This is a genomic window from Halopiger djelfimassiliensis, assembly GCF_000455365.1.
GTDB lineage: Archaea > Halobacteriota > Halobacteria > Halobacteriales > Natrialbaceae > Halopiger_B > Halopiger_B djelfimassiliensis.
Genome location: NZ_HG315685.1, coordinates 478,794 through 496,872, shown reverse-complemented (window position 1 = coordinate 496,872; position 18,079 = coordinate 478,794). Strand labels below are relative to the sequence as shown.

22 protein-coding genes are annotated in these 18,079 nt (G+C 64.1%); 9 read left to right on the top strand and 13 right to left on the bottom strand.

Features of this window, described 5'->3' with window-relative positions:
- Window positions 1-43 precede the first annotated feature (43 nt).
- Genes TX80_RS08300 through TX80_RS18960 form a run of 3 tightly spaced genes read right to left on the bottom strand, consistent with a single transcriptional unit; the run spans window position 44 to window position 834 of the window.
- On the bottom strand, window positions 44-331 hold the full coding sequence (locus TX80_RS08300) for a hypothetical protein (RefSeq protein ID WP_049922644.1): 288 nt from the start codon (window positions 329-331) through the stop codon (window positions 44-46).
- A complete protein-coding gene (locus tag TX80_RS08295; protein WP_049922643.1) occupies window positions 332-685 on the bottom strand; it encodes a hypothetical protein in 354 nt (117 codons plus the stop codon). It abuts the gene before it with no gap.
- A 2-nt stretch (window positions 686-687) separates the two neighbouring features.
- On the bottom strand, window positions 688-834 hold the full coding sequence (locus TX80_RS18960; RefSeq protein WP_154658609.1) for a hypothetical protein: 147 nt from the start codon (window positions 832-834) through the stop codon (window positions 688-690).
- A 177-nt stretch (window positions 835-1,011) separates the two neighbouring features.
- Between TX80_RS18960 and TX80_RS19365 the strand changes: the two genes are divergently transcribed.
- Both TX80_RS19365 and TX80_RS08285 read left to right on the top strand, forming a co-directional pair.
- The gene (locus TX80_RS19365) at window positions 1,012-1,233 is read left to right on the top strand and encodes a hypothetical protein (protein WP_230198695.1); all 222 of its coding nucleotides are present in this window, start codon (window positions 1,012-1,014) and stop codon (window positions 1,231-1,233) included.
- On the top strand, window positions 1,230-3,059 hold the full coding sequence (locus tag TX80_RS08285) for a transposase (RefSeq protein ID WP_049922641.1): 1,830 nt from the start codon (window positions 1,230-1,232) through the stop codon (window positions 3,057-3,059). The genes TX80_RS19365 and TX80_RS08285 overlap by 4 nt, the downstream gene beginning before the upstream one ends.
- 280 nt (window positions 3,060-3,339) lie before the next feature.
- On the opposite strand, the gene TX80_RS08275 is transcribed toward TX80_RS08285, so the two are convergent.
- The 4 genes from TX80_RS08275 to TX80_RS08260 form a co-directional block, all read right to left on the bottom strand.
- On the bottom strand, window positions 3,340-3,894 hold the full coding sequence (locus TX80_RS08275) for a YIP1 family protein (protein ID WP_049922639.1): 555 nt from the start codon (window positions 3,892-3,894) through the stop codon (window positions 3,340-3,342).
- Window positions 3,895-4,083: 189 nt separating this feature from the next.
- Complete coding sequence (locus TX80_RS08270; protein ID WP_049922638.1) at window positions 4,084-6,030, bottom strand: aldehyde ferredoxin oxidoreductase family protein; 1,947 nt, start codon at window positions 6,028-6,030, stop codon at window positions 4,084-4,086.
- A gap of 173 nt (window positions 6,031-6,203) precedes the next feature.
- Entirely contained in the window at window positions 6,204-6,392 is a 189-nt protein-coding gene (locus TX80_RS08265; RefSeq protein ID WP_049922637.1) for a DUF1328 family protein, read from the bottom strand.
- A 97-nt stretch (window positions 6,393-6,489) separates the two neighbouring features.
- On the bottom strand, window positions 6,490-8,343 hold the full coding sequence (locus TX80_RS08260) for a bacterio-opsin activator domain-containing protein (protein ID WP_049923195.1): 1,854 nt from the start codon (window positions 8,341-8,343) through the stop codon (window positions 6,490-6,492).
- A 105-nt stretch (window positions 8,344-8,448) separates the two neighbouring features.
- On the opposite strand from TX80_RS08260, the gene TX80_RS08255 reads away from it, so the two are divergent.
- The 3 genes from TX80_RS08255 (at window position 8,449) to TX80_RS08245 (ending at window position 9,702) form a co-directional block, all read left to right on the top strand.
- Complete coding sequence (locus TX80_RS08255) at window positions 8,449-8,637, top strand: HVO_0649 family zinc finger protein (protein ID WP_049922636.1); 189 nt, start codon at window positions 8,449-8,451, stop codon at window positions 8,635-8,637.
- A 113-nt stretch (window positions 8,638-8,750) separates the two neighbouring features.
- Window positions 8,751-9,260 carry a universal stress protein gene (locus tag TX80_RS08250; RefSeq protein WP_049922635.1) on the top strand — a complete coding sequence of 170 codons (510 nt, stop codon included), beginning with the start codon at window positions 8,751-8,753 and terminating at the stop codon, window positions 9,258-9,260.
- Between the two features lie 22 nt (window positions 9,261-9,282).
- Entirely contained in the window at window positions 9,283-9,702 is a 420-nt protein-coding gene (locus TX80_RS08245) for a CBS domain-containing protein (RefSeq protein ID WP_049922634.1), read from the top strand.
- Window positions 9,703-9,777: 75 nt separating this feature from the next.
- Here TX80_RS08245 and TX80_RS08240 read toward each other — a convergent pair whose 3' ends face one another.
- Window positions 9,778-10,389 (bottom strand): PKD domain-containing protein, encoded by a 612-nt coding sequence (locus tag TX80_RS08240; protein WP_049922633.1) that lies wholly within the window; start codon window positions 10,387-10,389, stop codon window positions 9,778-9,780.
- Window positions 10,390-10,605: 216 nt separating this feature from the next.
- Between TX80_RS08240 and TX80_RS08235 the strand changes: the two genes are divergently transcribed.
- Window positions 10,606-11,706 carry an archaeosine biosynthesis radical SAM protein RaSEA gene (locus TX80_RS08235; RefSeq protein ID WP_049922632.1) on the top strand — a complete coding sequence of 367 codons (1,101 nt, stop codon included), beginning with the start codon at window positions 10,606-10,608 and terminating at the stop codon, window positions 11,704-11,706.
- Window positions 11,707-11,954: 248 nt separating this feature from the next.
- On the opposite strand, the gene purQ is transcribed toward TX80_RS08235, so the two are convergent.
- Both purQ and purS read right to left on the bottom strand, forming a co-directional pair.
- Window positions 11,955-12,647: a phosphoribosylformylglycinamidine synthase I gene (gene purQ, locus TX80_RS08230; protein ID WP_049922631.1), complete on the bottom strand. Its 693-nt coding sequence runs from the start codon at window positions 12,645-12,647 to the stop codon at window positions 11,955-11,957.
- A gap of 59 nt (window positions 12,648-12,706) precedes the next feature.
- Entirely contained in the window at window positions 12,707-12,958 is a 252-nt protein-coding gene (gene purS / locus TX80_RS08225) for a phosphoribosylformylglycinamidine synthase subunit PurS (RefSeq protein ID WP_049922630.1), read from the bottom strand.
- Window positions 12,959-13,145: 187 nt separating this feature from the next.
- On the opposite strand from purS, the gene TX80_RS08220 reads away from it, so the two are divergent.
- On the top strand, window positions 13,146-13,553 hold the full coding sequence (locus tag TX80_RS08220; RefSeq protein ID WP_049922629.1) for an SHOCT domain-containing protein: 408 nt from the start codon (window positions 13,146-13,148) through the stop codon (window positions 13,551-13,553).
- A 177-nt stretch (window positions 13,554-13,730) separates the two neighbouring features.
- Window positions 13,731-14,681, top strand: coding sequence for a formyltetrahydrofolate deformylase (locus TX80_RS08215; protein ID WP_049922628.1), 951 nt, complete (start codon window positions 13,731-13,733; stop codon window positions 14,679-14,681).
- 2 nt (window positions 14,682-14,683) lie between these two features.
- Here TX80_RS08215 and TX80_RS08210 read toward each other — a convergent pair whose 3' ends face one another.
- The 3 genes from TX80_RS08210 to TX80_RS08200 form a co-directional block, all read right to left on the bottom strand.
- Window positions 14,684-15,091, bottom strand: a complete 408-nt coding sequence (locus tag TX80_RS08210; RefSeq protein ID WP_049922627.1) for a DUF2267 domain-containing protein — start codon at window positions 15,089-15,091, stop codon at window positions 14,684-14,686.
- A 100-nt stretch (window positions 15,092-15,191) separates the two neighbouring features.
- Window positions 15,192-15,404 carry a hypothetical protein gene (locus tag TX80_RS08205; protein ID WP_049922626.1) on the bottom strand — a complete coding sequence of 71 codons (213 nt, stop codon included), beginning with the start codon at window positions 15,402-15,404 and terminating at the stop codon, window positions 15,192-15,194.
- 97 nt (window positions 15,405-15,501) lie between these two features.
- Entirely contained in the window at window positions 15,502-16,521 is a 1,020-nt protein-coding gene (locus tag TX80_RS08200; protein WP_049923194.1) for a phosphoribosylaminoimidazolesuccinocarboxamide synthase, read from the bottom strand.
- 165 nt (window positions 16,522-16,686) lie between these two features.
- Between TX80_RS08200 and cofH the strand changes: the two genes are divergently transcribed.
- Window positions 16,687-18,079, top strand: a 1,393-nt coding sequence (gene cofH, locus TX80_RS08195) for a 7,8-didemethyl-8-hydroxy-5-deazariboflavin synthase subunit CofH (protein ID WP_081661513.1), incomplete at its 3' end; no start/stop codon positions are given.

The following is an 18,079-nucleotide window of genomic DNA, read 5'->3' as shown; positions in this document are numbered from 1 at the left end:
TCAGTTATTTCGAAGCTGTTGGAAACGCGATTTCTTGATTCGGTCATTCGAGGTGGTACACCTCTTTCGCCCGGCCGTAGGGCATGTCCGGCACGGGGTCGCCCCACGGTTCGCAGCCGGCGGCAGGGGCGACGTACTGTTCGAGAATTCGGTGGGCGAGGTTCAGCGCCATCCGGGCCTCTTTGACCTGCTCGGGCGTCGGGTCACCGCCCTTGAACATCGTGTCTACCGTGATGGCGTACAACGCCGATTCGACGTCGTACCGGGCGTCTTCGAGCTCCATCCCGACGGCCTTGCGCCCGACTTCGCGCCACTTCTCGGCGTCGTCCATTCAGAGTTCACCTCCATCTTCGGGCGGGGAGAGCTGCATCGTCTCGATGTCGCGCAGCGTCAGTCGCGCGGATTGAGTTGCTGCATCCGACGTGACGCCCAAGCGGGCGTGGAGGACGACCTCGGTCGCGCCGGTCGTCGGGTGCTGGATCGCGGTCTCCCGACAATCGACGCAGAACAGGCGGGCGATGTCCCACCGCGCGGCGTCACTGGTCTGGTGGGCGTAGATCCCGACCGGGTCGCCGTCCCGGACCGTGCGCTGACATCCGGTACAGGCAGCTTTCCCGCCGGAGCCGACGGTGTAGCCCTCGAACAGCTGATCCGGTGTCGCAGTGACCGTGGCGATCCCGCTCATGATCAGTTGGGGACCTCGCGCTTGCCGGTGCGGACGCATTCCCAGCACGGGAAGTCGCCGCTCGGGTCGGCGCAGTCGCAGTCGTCGTTTTCGTCCGATTCCTCGGTCGTTGCGAACTCTTGAAGTTCGCGGGTCTCGTTGGTTGCCATGCTTCGTGTCCAGCGAAGCACGGTCGGACGGGCTGCAACCCGTCCCGGCCAACTTCTGACCGGCGTCCCGTGCTTCCTACTTGGTCGTATGTGCCCATACCACTTAATACTTGGCCAATATAACCAACCTTGCTTGTTTGTGCCCATTTATGGGCCATACTAACCAACACTATGATGATGCCACCGAACGACAAATCCGGTATGGCTACTGGACGCGGTTTGTTGACCGAGTATGAACGAGAGTGCCTTGCGGGCGAGCACGAGAAACAACGGGAGTACGAGACCCGTTCTCGGATTCGATCACGACTGGATGGTCCGCTCCGCGAGGACATCGAACACCTCCGAGAACACGATCCAGAGCTTCTGGATGAAATCCGTGAGGTTGTCTGCGACGAATGAGCGACGAGTCCGACGAGAACCAAACGGAACTCTACCACTTCGCCCGCGGTGCGTTCGTCGATACCGACTGGTTTCCCGGCGACCTCGACGAGAACGACGACGTGGTTCGAGTCTCCGAAGCAGGCCAGTTCCCCGAGTCGTACTACCTCGAGGAAGGCGACTGGGGTGCTGCCCCGCTGGTCCCCGGCGACGACCCACCCTACGAGGGGGTGAATCTCCCGCAGGCCCTCTACGCCGCCATCCACTGGGCCGACGGCGATCTCGCCCGCGCGATTGGCCGCCTCCCGCTGCGGGACCTCTTCATCGGCGTTGAGGAACACGACGACCTCTCGCGCAAACTCGACGCGCTGGAGTTCTTCCGCGTGTACCTCTACCTCCGACTGACTGATGAAGGGGAGACGGACGTGGCGAAGAACCTGGATGACCCCGAGTTCCGGGACCGACTGAACGTCACGGAGACGGTGAGCCAGCCCACGCTGAACCGACTCGGCGACCGGCTGACCGAACGGCAGATGCGGTATTTCGACCGCGTCGTCGCGCAGGTCCTCGCCGCCATCGAGGATTCCCGGTACGCCGACCAGTTCGACGAACTGCCCTCGCCAGACATCGAGGAACGGAAACCGCCGTACACCAAGAAGCTCAGCCGTGAACTCCGGTCTGAGGTCTTCCGACACCTCAGCTTCGACCGCGACGACAGCATCAAGTTCAAGCGGGACTTCCTCCTGCGGATCTTCGTCAGCGCGGCGATCCATGACATCCACATGAACCAGGCGTGCGAGAACATGGAACTGAAGTCGTGGGTCGGTGAGGGCACCTCGGTCGACCCGAGTAACGTCCGGCACCAGCTTCTGAAGTTCGACCCGGCCACCGTCACGCGAATGTTCCGGCAGGCCAACGGTGCCCTGTTCGACATCGCCTTCGAGCACGAGTACTTCGATGACACCAACGAGGTCGCCATCGACAGTACGGACTGGGGGTGGTACGGACAGGGTGATGCCAGCCGGGACATCCAGAAGACGAAGCCCCAGCGGAACTTCTACTACTCATGGCAGTTCACCACGCTCGCTCTCGTCGGCACGAACACGCCGATGACGATGCGGGCCGTCCCGACGCGGGCGGGCACCGACAAAGGAACGCTCGTGCGCCGGCTGCTCCGCTACGCCGCGCAGGTGACATCGTTCAACCGGGCGTACTTGGACAGCGGGTTCTACACTACTGACGCCGTCCGTGCGCTCGAGTCTACCGGGACGGAGTTCATCATCCAGGCCCCGGACAAGGGCCGGAAGATCGAGGGCCTCCAGCGGCTCGCTGTCGCCAAGGAGAGCGAGGTTGAAGCGGTGCCCCACGGCCTCGGCGGGATCGACGACGAGAAGCACTGGTTGTTCACCGTGAAGTCCCAGAAGCGGTCCCGCCTCCGGCAGGGCGAACCCGATGATCCGACCGACGACTGGATCATCTTCTACACGAACATCCCGCTCGATGCCGACGACGTCGACCCGTTGGAGTTGGCCACCGACTTCCGCAACCGGTGGGGCGTCGAGACGAGTTACCGGAAGCTCAAGCACGACTTCCTGGCGCAGTCGGGATCGCCCCGGCTGGCGACCCGGATGTTCTACTTCAAGTTCGCCATCCTGATGTACAACATGTGGACGGTGGCAAACGTGCTGGGTGCCGAGGAACAGGGTCATGATTTGAGTTCGGGGAACTTCGTCAAGGCGAACAGATTCACTCGTGCGTTCGAGGACGATGAGGTGACGCTGGACCTGGACGATCCACCAGAGGTATCAGAAACCACGCACTTCCTACAAGGATTTAATTTGGCGTGAACAGACCATGAAAGAGGGCAACATCATTCCGAGGTTGCCCGTGAATAAAGAAATCGTATTCACAACAACTGATATGCTCATCGACCCGAGAGCCCACAGAAGTCGTCGGCCGTTCGGTGGCTTCCCCATCGCTCGATCGCGTTGTCCGCTGCAAATCCCACGTTTTACCGACGCGGTGACCGATCGGTTCGCGGACTCGCACGGACTCGAGCACGGGGAATCGGCCGCCTCGAGCGAGACGGTGCTTCGATGACCGGTCCGGTTCGACGGCGATCGAAACTTACGGCGGCTGCCCCATATCCATCGTGAAGACGAGGAGTACGGGAATGACGATCAGCATGAAAATAACCGGCAACAGGGACGCGATCAGCGTCGCTACCAGCGCTTTCCCCGCCGAGATGTCGTGAAACGACGCGAGGGCCTTGATCTGGAGATACCAGCCGTACAGCCCGAAGACGAAGTTGATCAGGGGGAACCACCACAGCCCGTATCGGATGAGCGACGGAAACGCGTACGCCTCGAGCGTTCGGGAGACGCCGCTGGCCCCAAGTAGCGACGCGATACCGTGGGCAAGCACTGCCTCGATGACGACGGAGACCCACATCAGGAGTCCCAGAAAGACGATGATAGCCGCCCCGAGAGCCGCATCGGTCGGTGACGTGACGTTGGCAAGGACCATCAGCAGCGCAAGCGGTGTCATAATCACCGCAAACGTCAGCAACAGGAACTGAAGCGGGTAGCCGACGCCGTGGGTTTCGTTGTACTCCGAGAAGAACGTTCCCGGGTTGCGAATCATGTAGCCGTTCACTCCCTTCCACTGTTTGAGGAGGCTCATACAACCCGGTAATTCCAATACTACAATAATGTACCGGAAAAGCACACGACCATCCGATTTCCCACCGGTAGTAGAAATTATTATTCGATATGTTCACTCCAATGGGCTAGTAGATCTAGTCATATGCGATAGTACGGAGTGTGATCGGGAAGGGAACGTCAGCGACGGCAGTACTGTGGCGAAAGCAACTCAGTCGTCGCCGGGTGCCGCTGCGCCGCCGTCCTCGGCGCTGACGCCGGTTCCGGGACCGATTTTGATCCCGAGTTCGGCGAGTTTCCCGTCGGGAACGACGCCGTCGATCCAGCCGCGGTAATCGTAGTACTCGGCTTTCATCTCCTCGAGTTCGCAGTACTCGCCGTCGCTTGCACCCTGTCCCCGAACGCCGTCCTCGAGGAAACGGTCGGGGAGGGTGTCGTCGTCGCCGTCGAAGCCCACGAGGTTGTTGTAGTACCGCTCGAGGTTGTAGATCCGTTCGCCGGCTTCCAGCAGGTCGTCCTCGCTGACGTCGCGGCCGGTCATGCCGTTGTACTGGGTAACGTACTCCTCGATCCCTTCGGCGAAGGCGTTGAACTTGCAGATGTCGAACGAATCGCTGATCGCGTGGAGGTCCTGGAACTGGGCGGTGAGTTCGCCTTTGCCCTCCCATTCGTAGGGGTCGACCTTCTCGGGGATGCCGAGGATCTCCGCGGCCGGCGTATACCCCCGGAGATGGCACGCCCCGCGGTTCGAGGTAGCGTAGCCGATGCCCATCCCCTTCATGCAGCGTGGATCGTAGGCAGCGATGGTCTGGCCTTTGACCGCAAGCGAGTTGTCGTGTGCGTCGCGGGCCTCGGCGACGCGGCGGGGGCCGTCGGCGAGCAGGTCCGCGAGTTCGCCGTCGCGGTGGGCGATTTTTTCGATCAGTTCGAGCATGGTCTCGGTGTCGCCCCAGTCGAGGCCCTGCCCGTCGGCACCGACATCCTCGAGTTTCCCCTCCTCGGTCATCTCCATGGCCATCGCCATCATGTTGCCCGTGTCGATGGTGTCGACGCCCATGTCGTTACAGCGGTCGATCATCAACGCGACGTCGTCGCGGTCGGTGTGTCCGGAGTTCGGCCCGAGCGCGTACGCCGACTCGAACTCGTAGGACTCCGTTCGGACGTTCAGTTCCTCGCCTTTGTGCATCGCTTGGACTTCGACTTCCTTCTTGCAGGCGACCGGACAGGAGTGACAGGTCGGTTCGTCGACGAGGATGTTCTCGCGGACGTTCTCGCCGGAGACCTTCTCGGAGTCGAACTCCTCGCCCGCGAACCCGTCCTCGCGGGCGTCCCGGGTCGACGTGTACTTCCCGTTTCGCGTCGGCAGTCCGGACATCTCCTCGGTGATGTTCATGAGGACGTTCGTTCCGAACTGCGAGAGCCCGCCCTCGTTGGGGGCGGTCACGTCGGATTCCTGAATGGCCTGCATCGCCTGCTTGTGGCCCTCCATGAACGTCTCCTTATCGGCGGGCTGGGGCATCTTCGTGTTCGATTTGACGACGATCGCCTTGAGCCGTTTCGACCCCATGACGCAGCCGGTGCCGCCGCGACCGGAGGCCCGATCGTCCTCGTTTATGATACAGGCGTACCGGACCTCGTTTTCCCCGCCGGGACCGATAGCCATGATCGAGAGGTTCTTTCCGTAGGACCCGTCTACCTCCTCCTCGATCGCGTCCCGTGTTTCGTGGACGCCCGTTCCCCAGAGGTGAGAGGCGTCCCGGAGTTCGACCTCCCCGTCCTCGACGACCGCATAGACCGGCTCGTCGGCCTGTCCGTCGAACAACAGCCCGTCGAAACCGGCCCACTTCAATCGCGCACCGGACCAGCCGCCGTGGTGACTGTCGGTGACGGTACCGGTCAACGGTGATTTCGTACAGACGGCGATCCGTCCGCTCATGGTCACCTGCGTCCCCGACAGCGGTCCGTTCATAAACGCCAGCAGGTTCTCCGGTCCCAGCGGATCGACGTCCGGCCCCTGTTCGAAAACGTACTTTACACCTAACCCCCGCGCACCGATGTACTTCTTCGCATCCTCCTCGTCGATCGACTCGTAGGCGATCGAGCCCTCGGAGAGGTCGATGCGAGCGACCCTGTCTTGGAAACCGCCGAGTGTAGTCATGGTAACCGGTAGGTGTTCAATTGGACGCCTACAATGTTAGTCGTTGCCACTCAAGGGTAACGAGGGTCGGTTACAGTAGACGACCGCAACACCAGCCGATACGCGGACAGGCACGGCGATGGCGGGTGCTCCGACTGCTCCGCTCGAGCGGCGGATGTGGCGCATCCGTCGCCCTAGAGGAGGAGGGCAACGATCGCGAGGATGATGAATATCAGCACGAAGATCCGTGCGATCTCCATCGAGATCCCGGCGACGCCGCGGGCCCCGACCGCTGCGGCGATGAGAGCGAGGACGAAGAAAACGATCGCCCAGTACAGAAAGCCACCGCCGCCGATCTGAAGCGGAGTTGCGAACTCGAGCATAGAGCGTGGTATCACGAGGGTACATATAAACGCCGTCGACCGTATACGCGCTAAGTTCCGGCTACAGGTCGGTTAAGCCGCCATTCAATCGAATCGATTACTCGTCGCCGAAAAACGCCCGACAGAGTTTCGCTTCCGCCGTCCGCAGGTGTTCGTGAAAGGTCGGCCGCGAGACGCCCATCGTCTCCGCGAGTTCCTCGCCGGTCGTCGGGCGCGGCCACTCGAAGTAGCCGCCGAGGTACGCCCGCTGGAGGACGGCGAACTGACGGTCGGTCAGGGCCGCGTCGAGACGGGCCGCGAACTCCTCGCGGGTCTCGCCCTCGCGGTCGCGTTGCTGGAAGGAGATGACGTCGGTCCCCTCGTAGCGGTCCTCGATGGCCTCGATAACCGATCGGACGTTGGCCGAGCGGGGAATCTCGAGCGTAAGCCGGGCCCGGCCGTCCTCGCTCTCGATGGCCCGCGTTCGGACGCCCCGCTCGGAGAGCCAGGCGATGGGATCGTCCTCGCCGGTCAGCTCGATCAGACACTCGCGGTCGCGTTCGACGACGACCCGGCAGTCGACGTCCGGCATCGAGTCGACGGCCGCCGCGAGTTCGTCGGCATCGATCCCGGTCACGGTAAACAGCGACGCCGTCTCGTCGTTCCGCCGGTGGATCGATCGACGGTACTCGAGTCGACCGTCCGTTTCCCGCGAGAGGGCAACGGGAGCGACGGCGCGGTCGGTGAGGTCGAGTTCGACGGCGACGACGGCGTCGGTCTCGAGTACCCGACTGGTCTCTCGGGCGTTGACGCCGCTTGCGACCGCCCGGGCCAGCGCCGAGAGGATCACGGACTCCCGGTCGTCGATGGCACGGTCACAGTCGGGACACACGGTCAGGACGCCGTACTCGATGCCGTTGTACGAGAGCGGAAACGCGGCGTGTGTCCGCCCGTCGACGGTGTCGATCGCGACGCTGTCGCTGGCGAGCGTCTCGGCGGCCGGATGGCCGGCGTCCGACGGGACGTGCTCGGGCGAGACGCCCGTACTCGTACGGACCTCGATCGTTCCGGTTGCGGGATTTCGCTCGCCGATCCAGGCCCCGTCGTAGGCCGACTCCGCCGCGATCCGGTCGCAGACGGCGGCCTCGAGTCCCGGGCGATCCGTCGCCCCGGCGACGGCATCCGTGACGTCCTGAACGAGTCCCTCGACGCGGTCGAGGATGTACTCGAGTTCGTCGGTGCGGCGCTCGAGCTGGAGCTGGGCTTCCTTGCGGGCGGTGACGTCGTTCTGGAACCCGACGTAGTGTGTGACCTCGTCCCGATCGTTCCGGACGGGTGCGATCGTGACTTCGTTCCAGAATTCGGTGCCGTCTTTCCGGTAGTTCTTCAGTTCCACGGTGACCGGGCGCTGTTCGTCGATGGCCGCCGCCATCTCGGCGACGGCGTCCTCGTCGGAGTCTTCCCCCTGCAGGAACCTGCAGTTCCGTCCGACGACCTCGTCGAAGCCGTACCCGGTAATCCGCTGATACGCGTCGTTGACGTACACGAGCGGGTTGTCGTCCCGGCCGGGGTCGGAGATGGTGATCCCGACCGGCGCTTCGTCGATCGTCCGCTCTTTGACCGCGCGATCGCTCGTCGTCGGCTCGGTATCCTCGACGGATTCGAACGTGATCGTCGCCCCGTCCGGACCCCGGTGGACGCGGGCGTCGCACTCGCCGTCGAGTTCGACGGCGCGAGCGGTCCCGACGGTCGTTTCGTCGATAGCTGCCGCGATCGAGTCCCACTCCTCGAGGAGCGCCGGATCGTGGCCGCGCCCGTCGGGGACATCGAACGCGTCCCGAGCCGCCCCGTTCGCGTACGTAATCCGCCCGTTCGCGACGGCAACCACTGGATCGACGACGTGCTCGAGCGCAGTCGCCGCCGGCGTGGCGTCGCCGTCGCCGACTCCCCGTTCCGCGTCGACGTTCTCCATGGCCATCCTAGGCAGGGGATACTCAAGTACCATGGTGGTTGCCGGGCGCTGGTCGTTCCCGCCAGAACCATGAGTGTTAATACCACACAGAGTGTATACTGTGTCATGTCAGCATACCGCTCGCCGTTCGAACGACTCCGGGCAAAGTTCGACGACTCGGAGCTGGAGTGTCGCCAGTGTGGCTACCTCGCCGACGAGGGAGGGTGGCGCGTGACCACGTCGGGCAGTCGCGTCCAGTATCAGTTCGTCTGTCCAGCCTGTGGGGCCGTCGAGACCAGGGAGATGCGCCTCTAACCCGGGCCGGAGAACGAAACGAACCCACCGGGGCGAAACGACGGATAGCGGCGGGTACGGGGACGAGAGTGACGGCCACGAGCTTTATTTGTGATATATGCTAACATCACACTATGTATCGGGAGATCCTGGTCCCGACCGACGGCAACGAGCGGATGGGGCGGGTGATCGAGGAAGCGATCGAACTCGCCGACCGCTATGGCGCGACCGTTCACGCGCTGCATGCGATCGACGAGCGGGCGTACACGTCGATCCCCCCGGACGCCCGCGGGCCGGTTCGAGAGCGGTTGCGCGAGGACGGCGAGGCCGCGACCCGCTCCGTCGCCGAGCGCGCGATCGAGTCGGACGTTGCGGTGACGCGGGAGCTCCGAACCGGGCCGCCGGCGCACGTCATCGTCAGCTACGCCGTCGAGAACGGGATCGATCTGATCGTCATGGGGACCCACGGCCGGACGGGATACGAGCGGTACCTGCTCGGCAGCGTTGCCGAACGGGTCGTCCGCTCGGCACCGACGTCGGTGCTGACCGTCAGCCTCGACGACCGAACGGACGCCGTGGAGGTAGTTGCGGACGGCAGTTCCGTCGGGATCGACCCGGAGCGAGCCGGCGACGGGAACGGCTAACCCCACTCGACGGCGATCCCCCATGCAAATCACACAAATCATGTCCTCGCCGGCGGTGACGGCACCGCCGCGGGAGACGCTTCACGAAATCGTCGGCACGATGTTGCGCCACCGGATCGGAAGCGTCGTCGTGGTCGATCCGGGCGTCGTCGGCATCCTGACTCGCTCGGACGTGTTACGGACACAGTATCGCGCCGAAACGCCGCTTCCGGAACTGACCGCCCGCGATGCCATGACCGACGACGTCGTCACGATCCAGCCGTCGACGTCAATCGATGCAGCGCTCGAGACGATGGCCCACCACACCGTCAAGAAACTCCCCGTCATCGATGGCATCGACCTCGCGGGAATCGTTACGATGACCGATATCGCACGCAGCCAGCCCGAGCGAGTCTCCGAGATCCGGTCTCGGCTCGAGCGAAAAGACGAGTGGACGGATTGAACGCGAGGGCCGCGTCCGGGTATCGAAGCCGCGGAACGAAACCGGACGCGTGAGAGAACCCGGCCGCGGAGACAGCTACTGCGGCCAGAACGAGCGGCCGCGTTCGGTCTCGGTCGCCCCCGTTTCGTCGACGACGGTCAGCTGCGCCGTCTGCCGTACTTCGGGATCAAGCGTCAGTTCGATCGTCTCGCCGGTTTCGGACCGCGTGGCACCGGTCTCGTCGTGGATTTCCCAGTTGTACTCGACGATGTCACCGTTCGGACTCGTCGACCCGCTGGCGTCGAGGGTGATCGGGTTCGACGCGAACTTCCCGTCAGGGCTCCGGTCGATCACCGCCTTGGGCGTGGTGGGATCGGTCTTCGGCGTGAACGTCGTCGTGGTTCGGCCAGTATTGGCGGCCGAATCGACGACCTCGAGCCCGACTTCGAAGGTTTCCCCGTCAGGAAACTCCGCTTCGATCGTTGCTCCGGATCTGACCGGCTCGGAACCGAAAAGCGGTTCGTCGGGATTGTGTGTCCGGTTTGTGAAATACCAGTCGTATCGTTCGATCCCATCGGCGGGCGTCCGGGAGCCGCTGGCGTCGAACGTAATCGGGTTGTAGACCGGGTCCCGAGGCGTGAGGTCGATATTCGCTACCGGTTCGGCGTCGGCGTTCGTTGCACTTGCTAGCCCGCTCGTCGCGATCATCGTTCCAGCAGCACCGACCGTTGCGAGTAGCCTGCGACGACTCGTCGACCGAGATCCGACACCACATCTGCGATTATTGTCCGTTGGCATCATTCTTTCGTGTGTTATGTATATATTTAATTGTTAGTAACCATAGGAAATATTACTATTAATCGGACTCGCCGTCCCAGTGTGAGGACGATGAGCCTTTACCGCTCGGTCGGCTATCGGGTGCCAATGAGTCAACCCACGCCCGAGGTCTACGAGCAGGGCAAGGGCATGGACGCCCACAACAAGGTCATGCGCGAGATCCGCTCGCGCAAGGAGGCCAGCTACGATCCGCACGAACCTACCCGCGTCTGGCTCGACGAGGACAACACGCCCGACGGGGTCAAAGAGAGCCTGACGATCATCCTCAACACGGGCGGTTGTCGCTGGGCGCGTGCCGGCGGCTGTACGATGTGTGGCTACGTCGCCGAGAGCGTCGACGGCGGCAGCGTCTCTCACGAGGCCCTGCTGGACCAGATCGACGTCTGTCTCGAGCACGAGGAGGAAAACGCCGACGAGCCCGCCGGTCTGATCAAGATCTACACCTCCGGCTCGTTCCTCGACGAGCGCGAGGTCGGCGCGGAGACCCGCCGAGCGATCGCCGACACCTTCGCCGACCGCGACCGAATCGTCGTCGAATCCCTGCCGGACTTCGTCGACCGCGAGAAGATCGCTGACTTCACCCAGCAGGGACTCGACACGGACGTCGCGATCGGCCTCGAGACGGCCACCGACCGCGTGCGCCACGACTGCGTGAACAAGTACTTCGACTTCGCGGACTTCGAGGACGCCTGCGCGGAAGCCGCTGCGGCCGACGACGAGGCCGGCAGCGACGCCGACGCCGGGATCAAGGCGTACCTGCTGATGAAGCCGCCCTTCCTCACCGAGTCCGAAGCCGCCGCGGACATGATCTCCTCGATCGAGCGCTGTGCCGACGTCGAGGGCTGTCACACCGTCTCGATGAACCCCTGTAACGTCCAGCGCTACACGATGGTCGACGATCTCTACTTCAACGACGGCTACCGGCCGCCGTGGCTGTGGTCGGTCGCACACGTTCTCGAGGAGACGGCCGACGTCGACGCCATCGTCGTCTCCGATCCGGTCGGTCACGGGTCGGATCGCGGCCCACACAACTGCGGGGAGTGTGACGACCTCGTCCAGAAGGCGATCAAGGACTTTGACCTGCGACAGGATCCGTCGGTCTTCGAGCAGGTTTCCTGTGAGTGCGAGGCGACGTGGGACGTCGTCATAGAGCGCGAACGGAGTTTTAACCAGCCGTTGACGCAGTAAAACTGAGGTGAGTGGTCGGACGTTCCACACTCCGTTGCCGTTCGCAATGGTCTCCCATCCGAGACAGCGCTCGAGTCGCACCGACGGCAGTTCTCGCGCCGCGACGTGCGCACTCGATTCGGTTGCCGCGACCGTGCTCCCTCTATTCCCCACCGGACACGACGACCCGGGGCGTTATTACTGTTTAAGTCGGCTCAGTTACTGAGCCGAGTCCACGGGTTCACCCCGAGCGCAGGACGCGAGCCCGACTACGAGCCGTTTTCGGCCGTCCGGAAGCCGCGAAGGATCCCCTGTCCGTCCGTCGGTCCGACGTCCGGAAGCGTCGCGCGTTCGGGATGGGGCATCAACACCGCGACGGTCTCGCGGTCGCCGAGGACGCCCGCGACGTTGTGTTTCGATCCGTTCGGGTTGACGTCCGCATCCGTCTCGCCGTTTTCGTCGCAGTACCGAAAGAGCACCCGGCCGTCGTCCTCGAGTTCCGCCAGCCGCTCGTCGTCGATTTCGTACCGGCCTTCGCCGTGGGCGATGGGGACTTCGATGACCTCGCCCTCGTCGTAGGCGCTCGTCCAGGGCGTATCGTCGCGCTCGACGCGCAGGTGGACGTGCTCACACTGGAACCGGGCGCTCTCGTTGGTCGTGAACGCCCCCTCGGTGAGTCCCGACTCGCAGCCGATCTGTGCGCCGTTACAGACGCCGAGAACCGGCACGCCGTCGGCGACGGCCTCGCGTACCTCGTCCATGATCGGCGAGCGCGCGGCCATCGCGCCCGCACGGAGGTAGTCACCGTAGGAGAACCCGCCCGGAAGGACGACCCCGGACGTCTCCGCCGGCAGCCCGTCCTCGTGCCAGACGATTTCGGCGTCGATCCCGAGGTGCTCGAGCGCGCGCGCGGCGTCTCGGTCGCAGTTCGACCCGCCGAATCGAACGATCGCGACCGTCACAGTCGCCACCCCTTGGTGGTGCGACCGACGGTCGCGATCGCCAGTTGTGCGACCGTCATCTACCGTTCCTCGACCTCCACGTCGTAGTCATGGATGGTCGGGTTCGCCAGCAACCGTTCCGCCATCTCCTGTGCGCGCTCGCGGGCGTCGTCGGCCGAGTCGGCCTCGAGATCGACCTCGAAGCGGTCGGCCGACCGCAGGGCCTCGAGTTCGAACCCCAACCGTTCGAGGGCCTGTTTCGTGGTTTCGGCCTCGGGATCCAACACGCCGTGTTTGAGTCGAACCGTCACCGTCGCGGTGTAGCCGGTCATTACCTGATACCCCGTAACCGTGATCAAAAACGCTTTCGGGTTGCTTCCGTAATACACGTTTGTGGATATCCATAGGGTGAACCGGAGTCCGCTGCCCGGGCCGGCACGATGCCGACGGCGACAGCAGGTTTTGTCAATAGATAGCACTGTACGTGAGTTTTTGTGAGTCGTCCGTGAAGTCCCGAATATGACCGAGGAACGGCCGGTAATTCACGTTTCGACGCCCGCGGTGATCCTTACCGTCGTCGCGCTCCTCGGGACGCTCGTTGCGCTCACGACCCTCAACCCCGGCGTTGCGATCGTCCTCGTGATCTTCGCGTTCATCTTCGGCGGGGAGTTGCTCGAGTACGTCACGACGGAACTGGCGGACGAGCCGCCGGACCGGCTCGACGACGAAGCGGCAACCGCCGACGATCCGTTAGCGCGACTGCGCAACCGCTACGCCGATGGCGAACTCTCACACGCGGAGTTCGAGCGACGACTCGAGGCACTTGTCGAGACCGAAACCGTGGCCGACGTCGAACGGTACCTCGAGAGCGATCCCGAGACCGAGCAGTCGGCGACCGACCGCGACCTCGAACGCTCGCTGGAGTGACGGCCGACGCTCGACGCTGAACCGGTAGCCGAGGCCGGAATAACGAAACCAGTAACTACGATAGTCAATAATAAATGAAAGCCAGAGAGAAGATTCGCGGAAAGCAGGACTTTTAGCCGCCCGTGGACTGAGACCCGTAGTGATGTACCGACGAACGCTCGGGCGGAGGTGGCTGCGATGACGAACGACGTGACCGAAATTACGGTTATCGGGGACGACGACACGGGACTCGTCGCCCGGGTAACGAGCCTCCTGTTCGAGCGCGGGATCAACATCGAAGACCTCGATCAGGCGGTTCGTGACGGCGTCTTCCGGATGTACCTCGCCGTCGACACGTCCGAGATGGTCTGTACCGAGAGCACGCTTCGGGAGGACCTCCACGAACTCGGGGCCGACCTCGGACTCGACGTACAGGTTCGGTTCCCCGCGGACCGGGAGACCCAGCGGATCGCCGTCCTCGTTACGAAGGAGAGTCACTGTCTCGAGGCGCTGTTCGAGGCCTGGGCCAACGACGAACTCGGCGCTGACATCGGCGTCGTCATGGGGAACCACGACGACCTGCAGCCGCTTGCCGAACACTACGACGTGCCGTTCCACGACATCGGCGACGAGAAGGGCCAACAAAACGAGGAGCAACTCCTCGAGTTGCTCGCGGAGTACGACGTCGATCTGATCGTGCTGGCCCGGTACATGCGGATCCTCAGCCCGAACGTCGTCTTCCGCTACGAGGACCGCATCATCAACGTCCATCCCTCCCTCCTGCCGGCGTTCCCCGGTGCGGAAGCCTACCGGCAGGCGCTCGACGAAGGAGTGCGCGTCGCCGGCGTCACCGCTCACTACGTGACGACCGACCTCGATCAGGGGCCGATCATCACCCAGCGGGCGTTCGACGTCCCCGACGACGCCGACCTCGCGGAGATGAAACGCCGCGGCCAACCCCTCGAGGCCGACGCCCTGCTCGAGGCGGTGAAGCTGCATCTCAACGGCGACGTGTCGGTCCACCGCGGCCGGACGTCGGTCCGCGAGAACGGCACGCAGTATCAGCTCGGCCTCCCCGACGAGGTCGGCGAGATCACGCCGGATCGACCGGTCGACGGAATCGGCAGCGCGGTCGCCGAAGATCAGTAGCGTTACACGTCCTCTCGGTCGATCGTCACGCCCTCGAACAGCGGCTGGAGGTCGGCCTCGAGCTGTGCTTTCAGGTTCTGGAGTTCGCCCTCCGTGAGCGCGACCGCCACCGCATCGGTGACCGCATCCGCGTAGCGGTCGGCGTCGTCGGACTCGAGGTCCGTCCCCCGGAGGTGCTCGGAGACCCGTTCGACGAACTCCTCCCGGTCGTATCCTGCGCCGTCGTGTTCGGCGTCCCGAAGCACGCCCGCGAGGTCGTCGGGCAACTGGCTCGCGATATCCTCGGCTTCGCCACCCGTCAGCGCTTCCCCGAGCGTCGTCAGGACGGCCTCCGTTGCGATCCGCGTTCGGTCGATCGTATCGAGGTGTCCTGCCTGCTGTACGAGCCCGTAGAACTCGTTTTCCTGCATACCCGATGGATCGACGGGCGGCGGTATCGGGGTTGGGCACTCAGTTGCAAGCCGGGCCGCCGCTCTCGAGCGGCGGCCGGCGGCGGCAAACAGTCGGTTTTCAGTCGGCGTTGCTGGCGTCGAGGGAGGGGCCGCTGGTCGGCTCCGCGCTCAGCCGGTCGGCCCAGGTCGAGGAAACCAGCGGTGCGACTGCGAAAAACACCATCGCGAGGACGAATATCGCCAGCATCACGGATGCGAGGGCGACGAGACCGACGGTGAGGTCGAACGGGACGATACTCGAGACGATTCCGCTGGCAGTGGCGAGACTCATTGCTCTCGTCGGAATGTGTTTCCGCCCGCAATATGAGGGTTACTTTGTTCGATCGCGAATGTGGAATGGTACCACGAACGGTGTTGCTGCCCTCGAGTTACAGCCGCTGGACCGCCCCGATCGCACTCGAGAGGGGCGGGGCGTCGAACAGCTCCCGTCCGATGTAGGCGTTTGCACCCGCACAGTACATGTCGCGGGCGGTTTCGACGACGCTATCGGCGAGGGGTTCGGGCTGTTCGTCACAGCGGCCCTTCCAGTCGGCGACGCCCTCCCGTTTCGCGTCCGCTTTCGCGGCCTCGACGGCCTGGACCCACTCCGGCTGCGTGCGCTTGTGGTACTGCCGGAGGACCTCCTTGGAGAGCTGCGTGCCCTCGTAGCTAAAGCGGTTCTCGTCGAAGGTTCCGACGACGTCGGCCACGCGGATCTCGCCGTCGTAGTAGAGACACTCGATCTTGCCGTCCTGATGATCGAGTCCGGCTTCGTCCGCTCGTTCAGTGACGATCCGATTGACCTCGCGGGCCAGCGACTCGAGGTCGTCGATGACCGCCTTGCCCGCGATGGCGTCGGCTTCGTCGCGGTCGAGATATCGATCGCTCTCCTCGTACTTCGTCGAGAACTCGACGATCGGCTCCGAGAGATCGACCGCCTCCGCCGGCCAGCGATCCATCTCGAGACCGTGGTCGGCCGGTTCGGTGCGGCTGCGCAGGCTCGAGCCGACCGGAACCCGGTTGCGGAAGACGATCTCGAGGGGAATCAGGTAGTTCTCCCCGGCCGCGTCGTGGTAGTGCTCGTAGTCGTAGTCCCGCCCGTCGTTCGGCAGGTCGGGGACCTGCGTGAGATCGATCGCCATCTCCCGGGGCGGGGCCGTCGCGTCCTCGAGGGAGACGACCGCGCCGTCCTCGACGACGCCGCGGTAGTGGGTCGGGACCCCCTCGGCCTCGAGCAGTTCGAAGTTGAACGCGCCCATCGAACAGAGGCTCGCGCCCTTGTCGGGGATCTCGTCGGGCATCTTCCCCCAGTCGAACACCGAGTAGTCGTCGGTAAAGACGAACGAGCCGCGGCCGAGCGAGTCGGCGGTCGCCTCGTCTTCGATGCGAAACTCCTTGACGCTGGTCACGCTCGCCACCCCGCGATGACAACGTACCGGTCGCCGTCGTCCATACCCCAGTTGCCGGGGCGGTGGCTCAAGAAGGTTTCAGTATCGGACGACCCGAGCGCCGGTCCCGACCGATTCGTTGCGGATCCATCACGCTTTTCTCGCTGTACCGGTATTGATACGTCGATGGACCGACCGGTGACCGAGGCCGACCTCACGTTCGACCACGTTCCCGAGACCGACCAGTCGTTCGAGAACGCACTCGAGAAGGCACGCGCCGGCGACCGACTCACCGTCGACGACGCCATTGAGTTACTCACGACCGGAACGGACGTCGAGGGGATCGACCGCCGGCGCAAGGAACTGGTGCTCGAGGCGGCCGACCGTCGCCGCGCCGACGTCGTCGGCGAGGAGGTCACCTTCGTCGCGAACCTGAACAACAACGTTACGACGGCCTGTAACGTCGGCTGTCTCTTCTGTAACTTCAAGGACGCCGCCCACACCTTCGAGCGCGATACCGACGTCGAGACCGCAGGGTTCACCAAGACGCCAGCACAGTCGCGCGAAATCGTCGCCGACGCGGTCGAGCGAGGGATCTACGAGGTGTGTTCGGTCTCCGGACTCCACCCCGCGTTCGCGCTCGACGAGGAACACCTCGAGGTGCTCGAGGCCCACCCGGAGCCGAAAGCGGTCAACTACAAGCCACCCGAACGCTACGAGACCGATCCCGGGACCTACACGGCACAGATTTCCGCGATGAGCGTCGACGACGTCCACGTCCACTCGATGACTCCCGAGGAGGCCTACCACGCCCGTCGCGGCACCGACTGGTCCTACGAGGAGGTCTACCGGCGACTGCAGGCGGGGGGGCTGGATACGGTTCCCGGAACGGCCGCCGAAATCCTCGTCGAGGAGGTTCGCGAGGTGATCTGTCCCGGCAAGATCGGGACCGACGAGTGGCTCGAGGCGATGGAAGCCGCCGCGAGCGTCGGCCTCGGACTCACGGCGACGATCATGTACGGCCACGTCGAAAACGAGGCCCACCGCGCCATGCACCTCAAACGGGTCCGGGAGCTTCAGGAACGGGTCGACGGAGCGATCACGGAGTTCGTTCCCCTCTCGTTCGTCCACCGGAACACGCCGCTTTTCGAACACGACGTCGTCGCCGGCGGGCCGAGTACGGACGAGGACGAACTGATGATCGCCGTCTCCCGGCTGTTCCTCGACAACATCGATCACATCCAGTCCTCGTGGGTCAAGTACGGCGACCAGCAGGGGTTGAAGATGCTGAACTGCGGTGCCGACGACTTCATGGGGACGATCCTGTCGGAGGAGATCACCAAGCGCGCCGGCGGCGAGTACGGCGAGTTCCGCTCGGTCGCCGACTACGTCGACATGATCTCCTCGATCGGTCGGGTGCCGGTCGAGCGCTCGACCGACTACGAGAGTAGGCGCGTCCTCGACCCCGACGACCCGCCGTTCGGCCCGCAACTCGGCCCGAAAGCCGACGGGACGCCGCTGCTCGATGGTGAGTCTCCGTCCCCATCCACGTCGGCACTCGAGGGGCCGAGAGCCGATT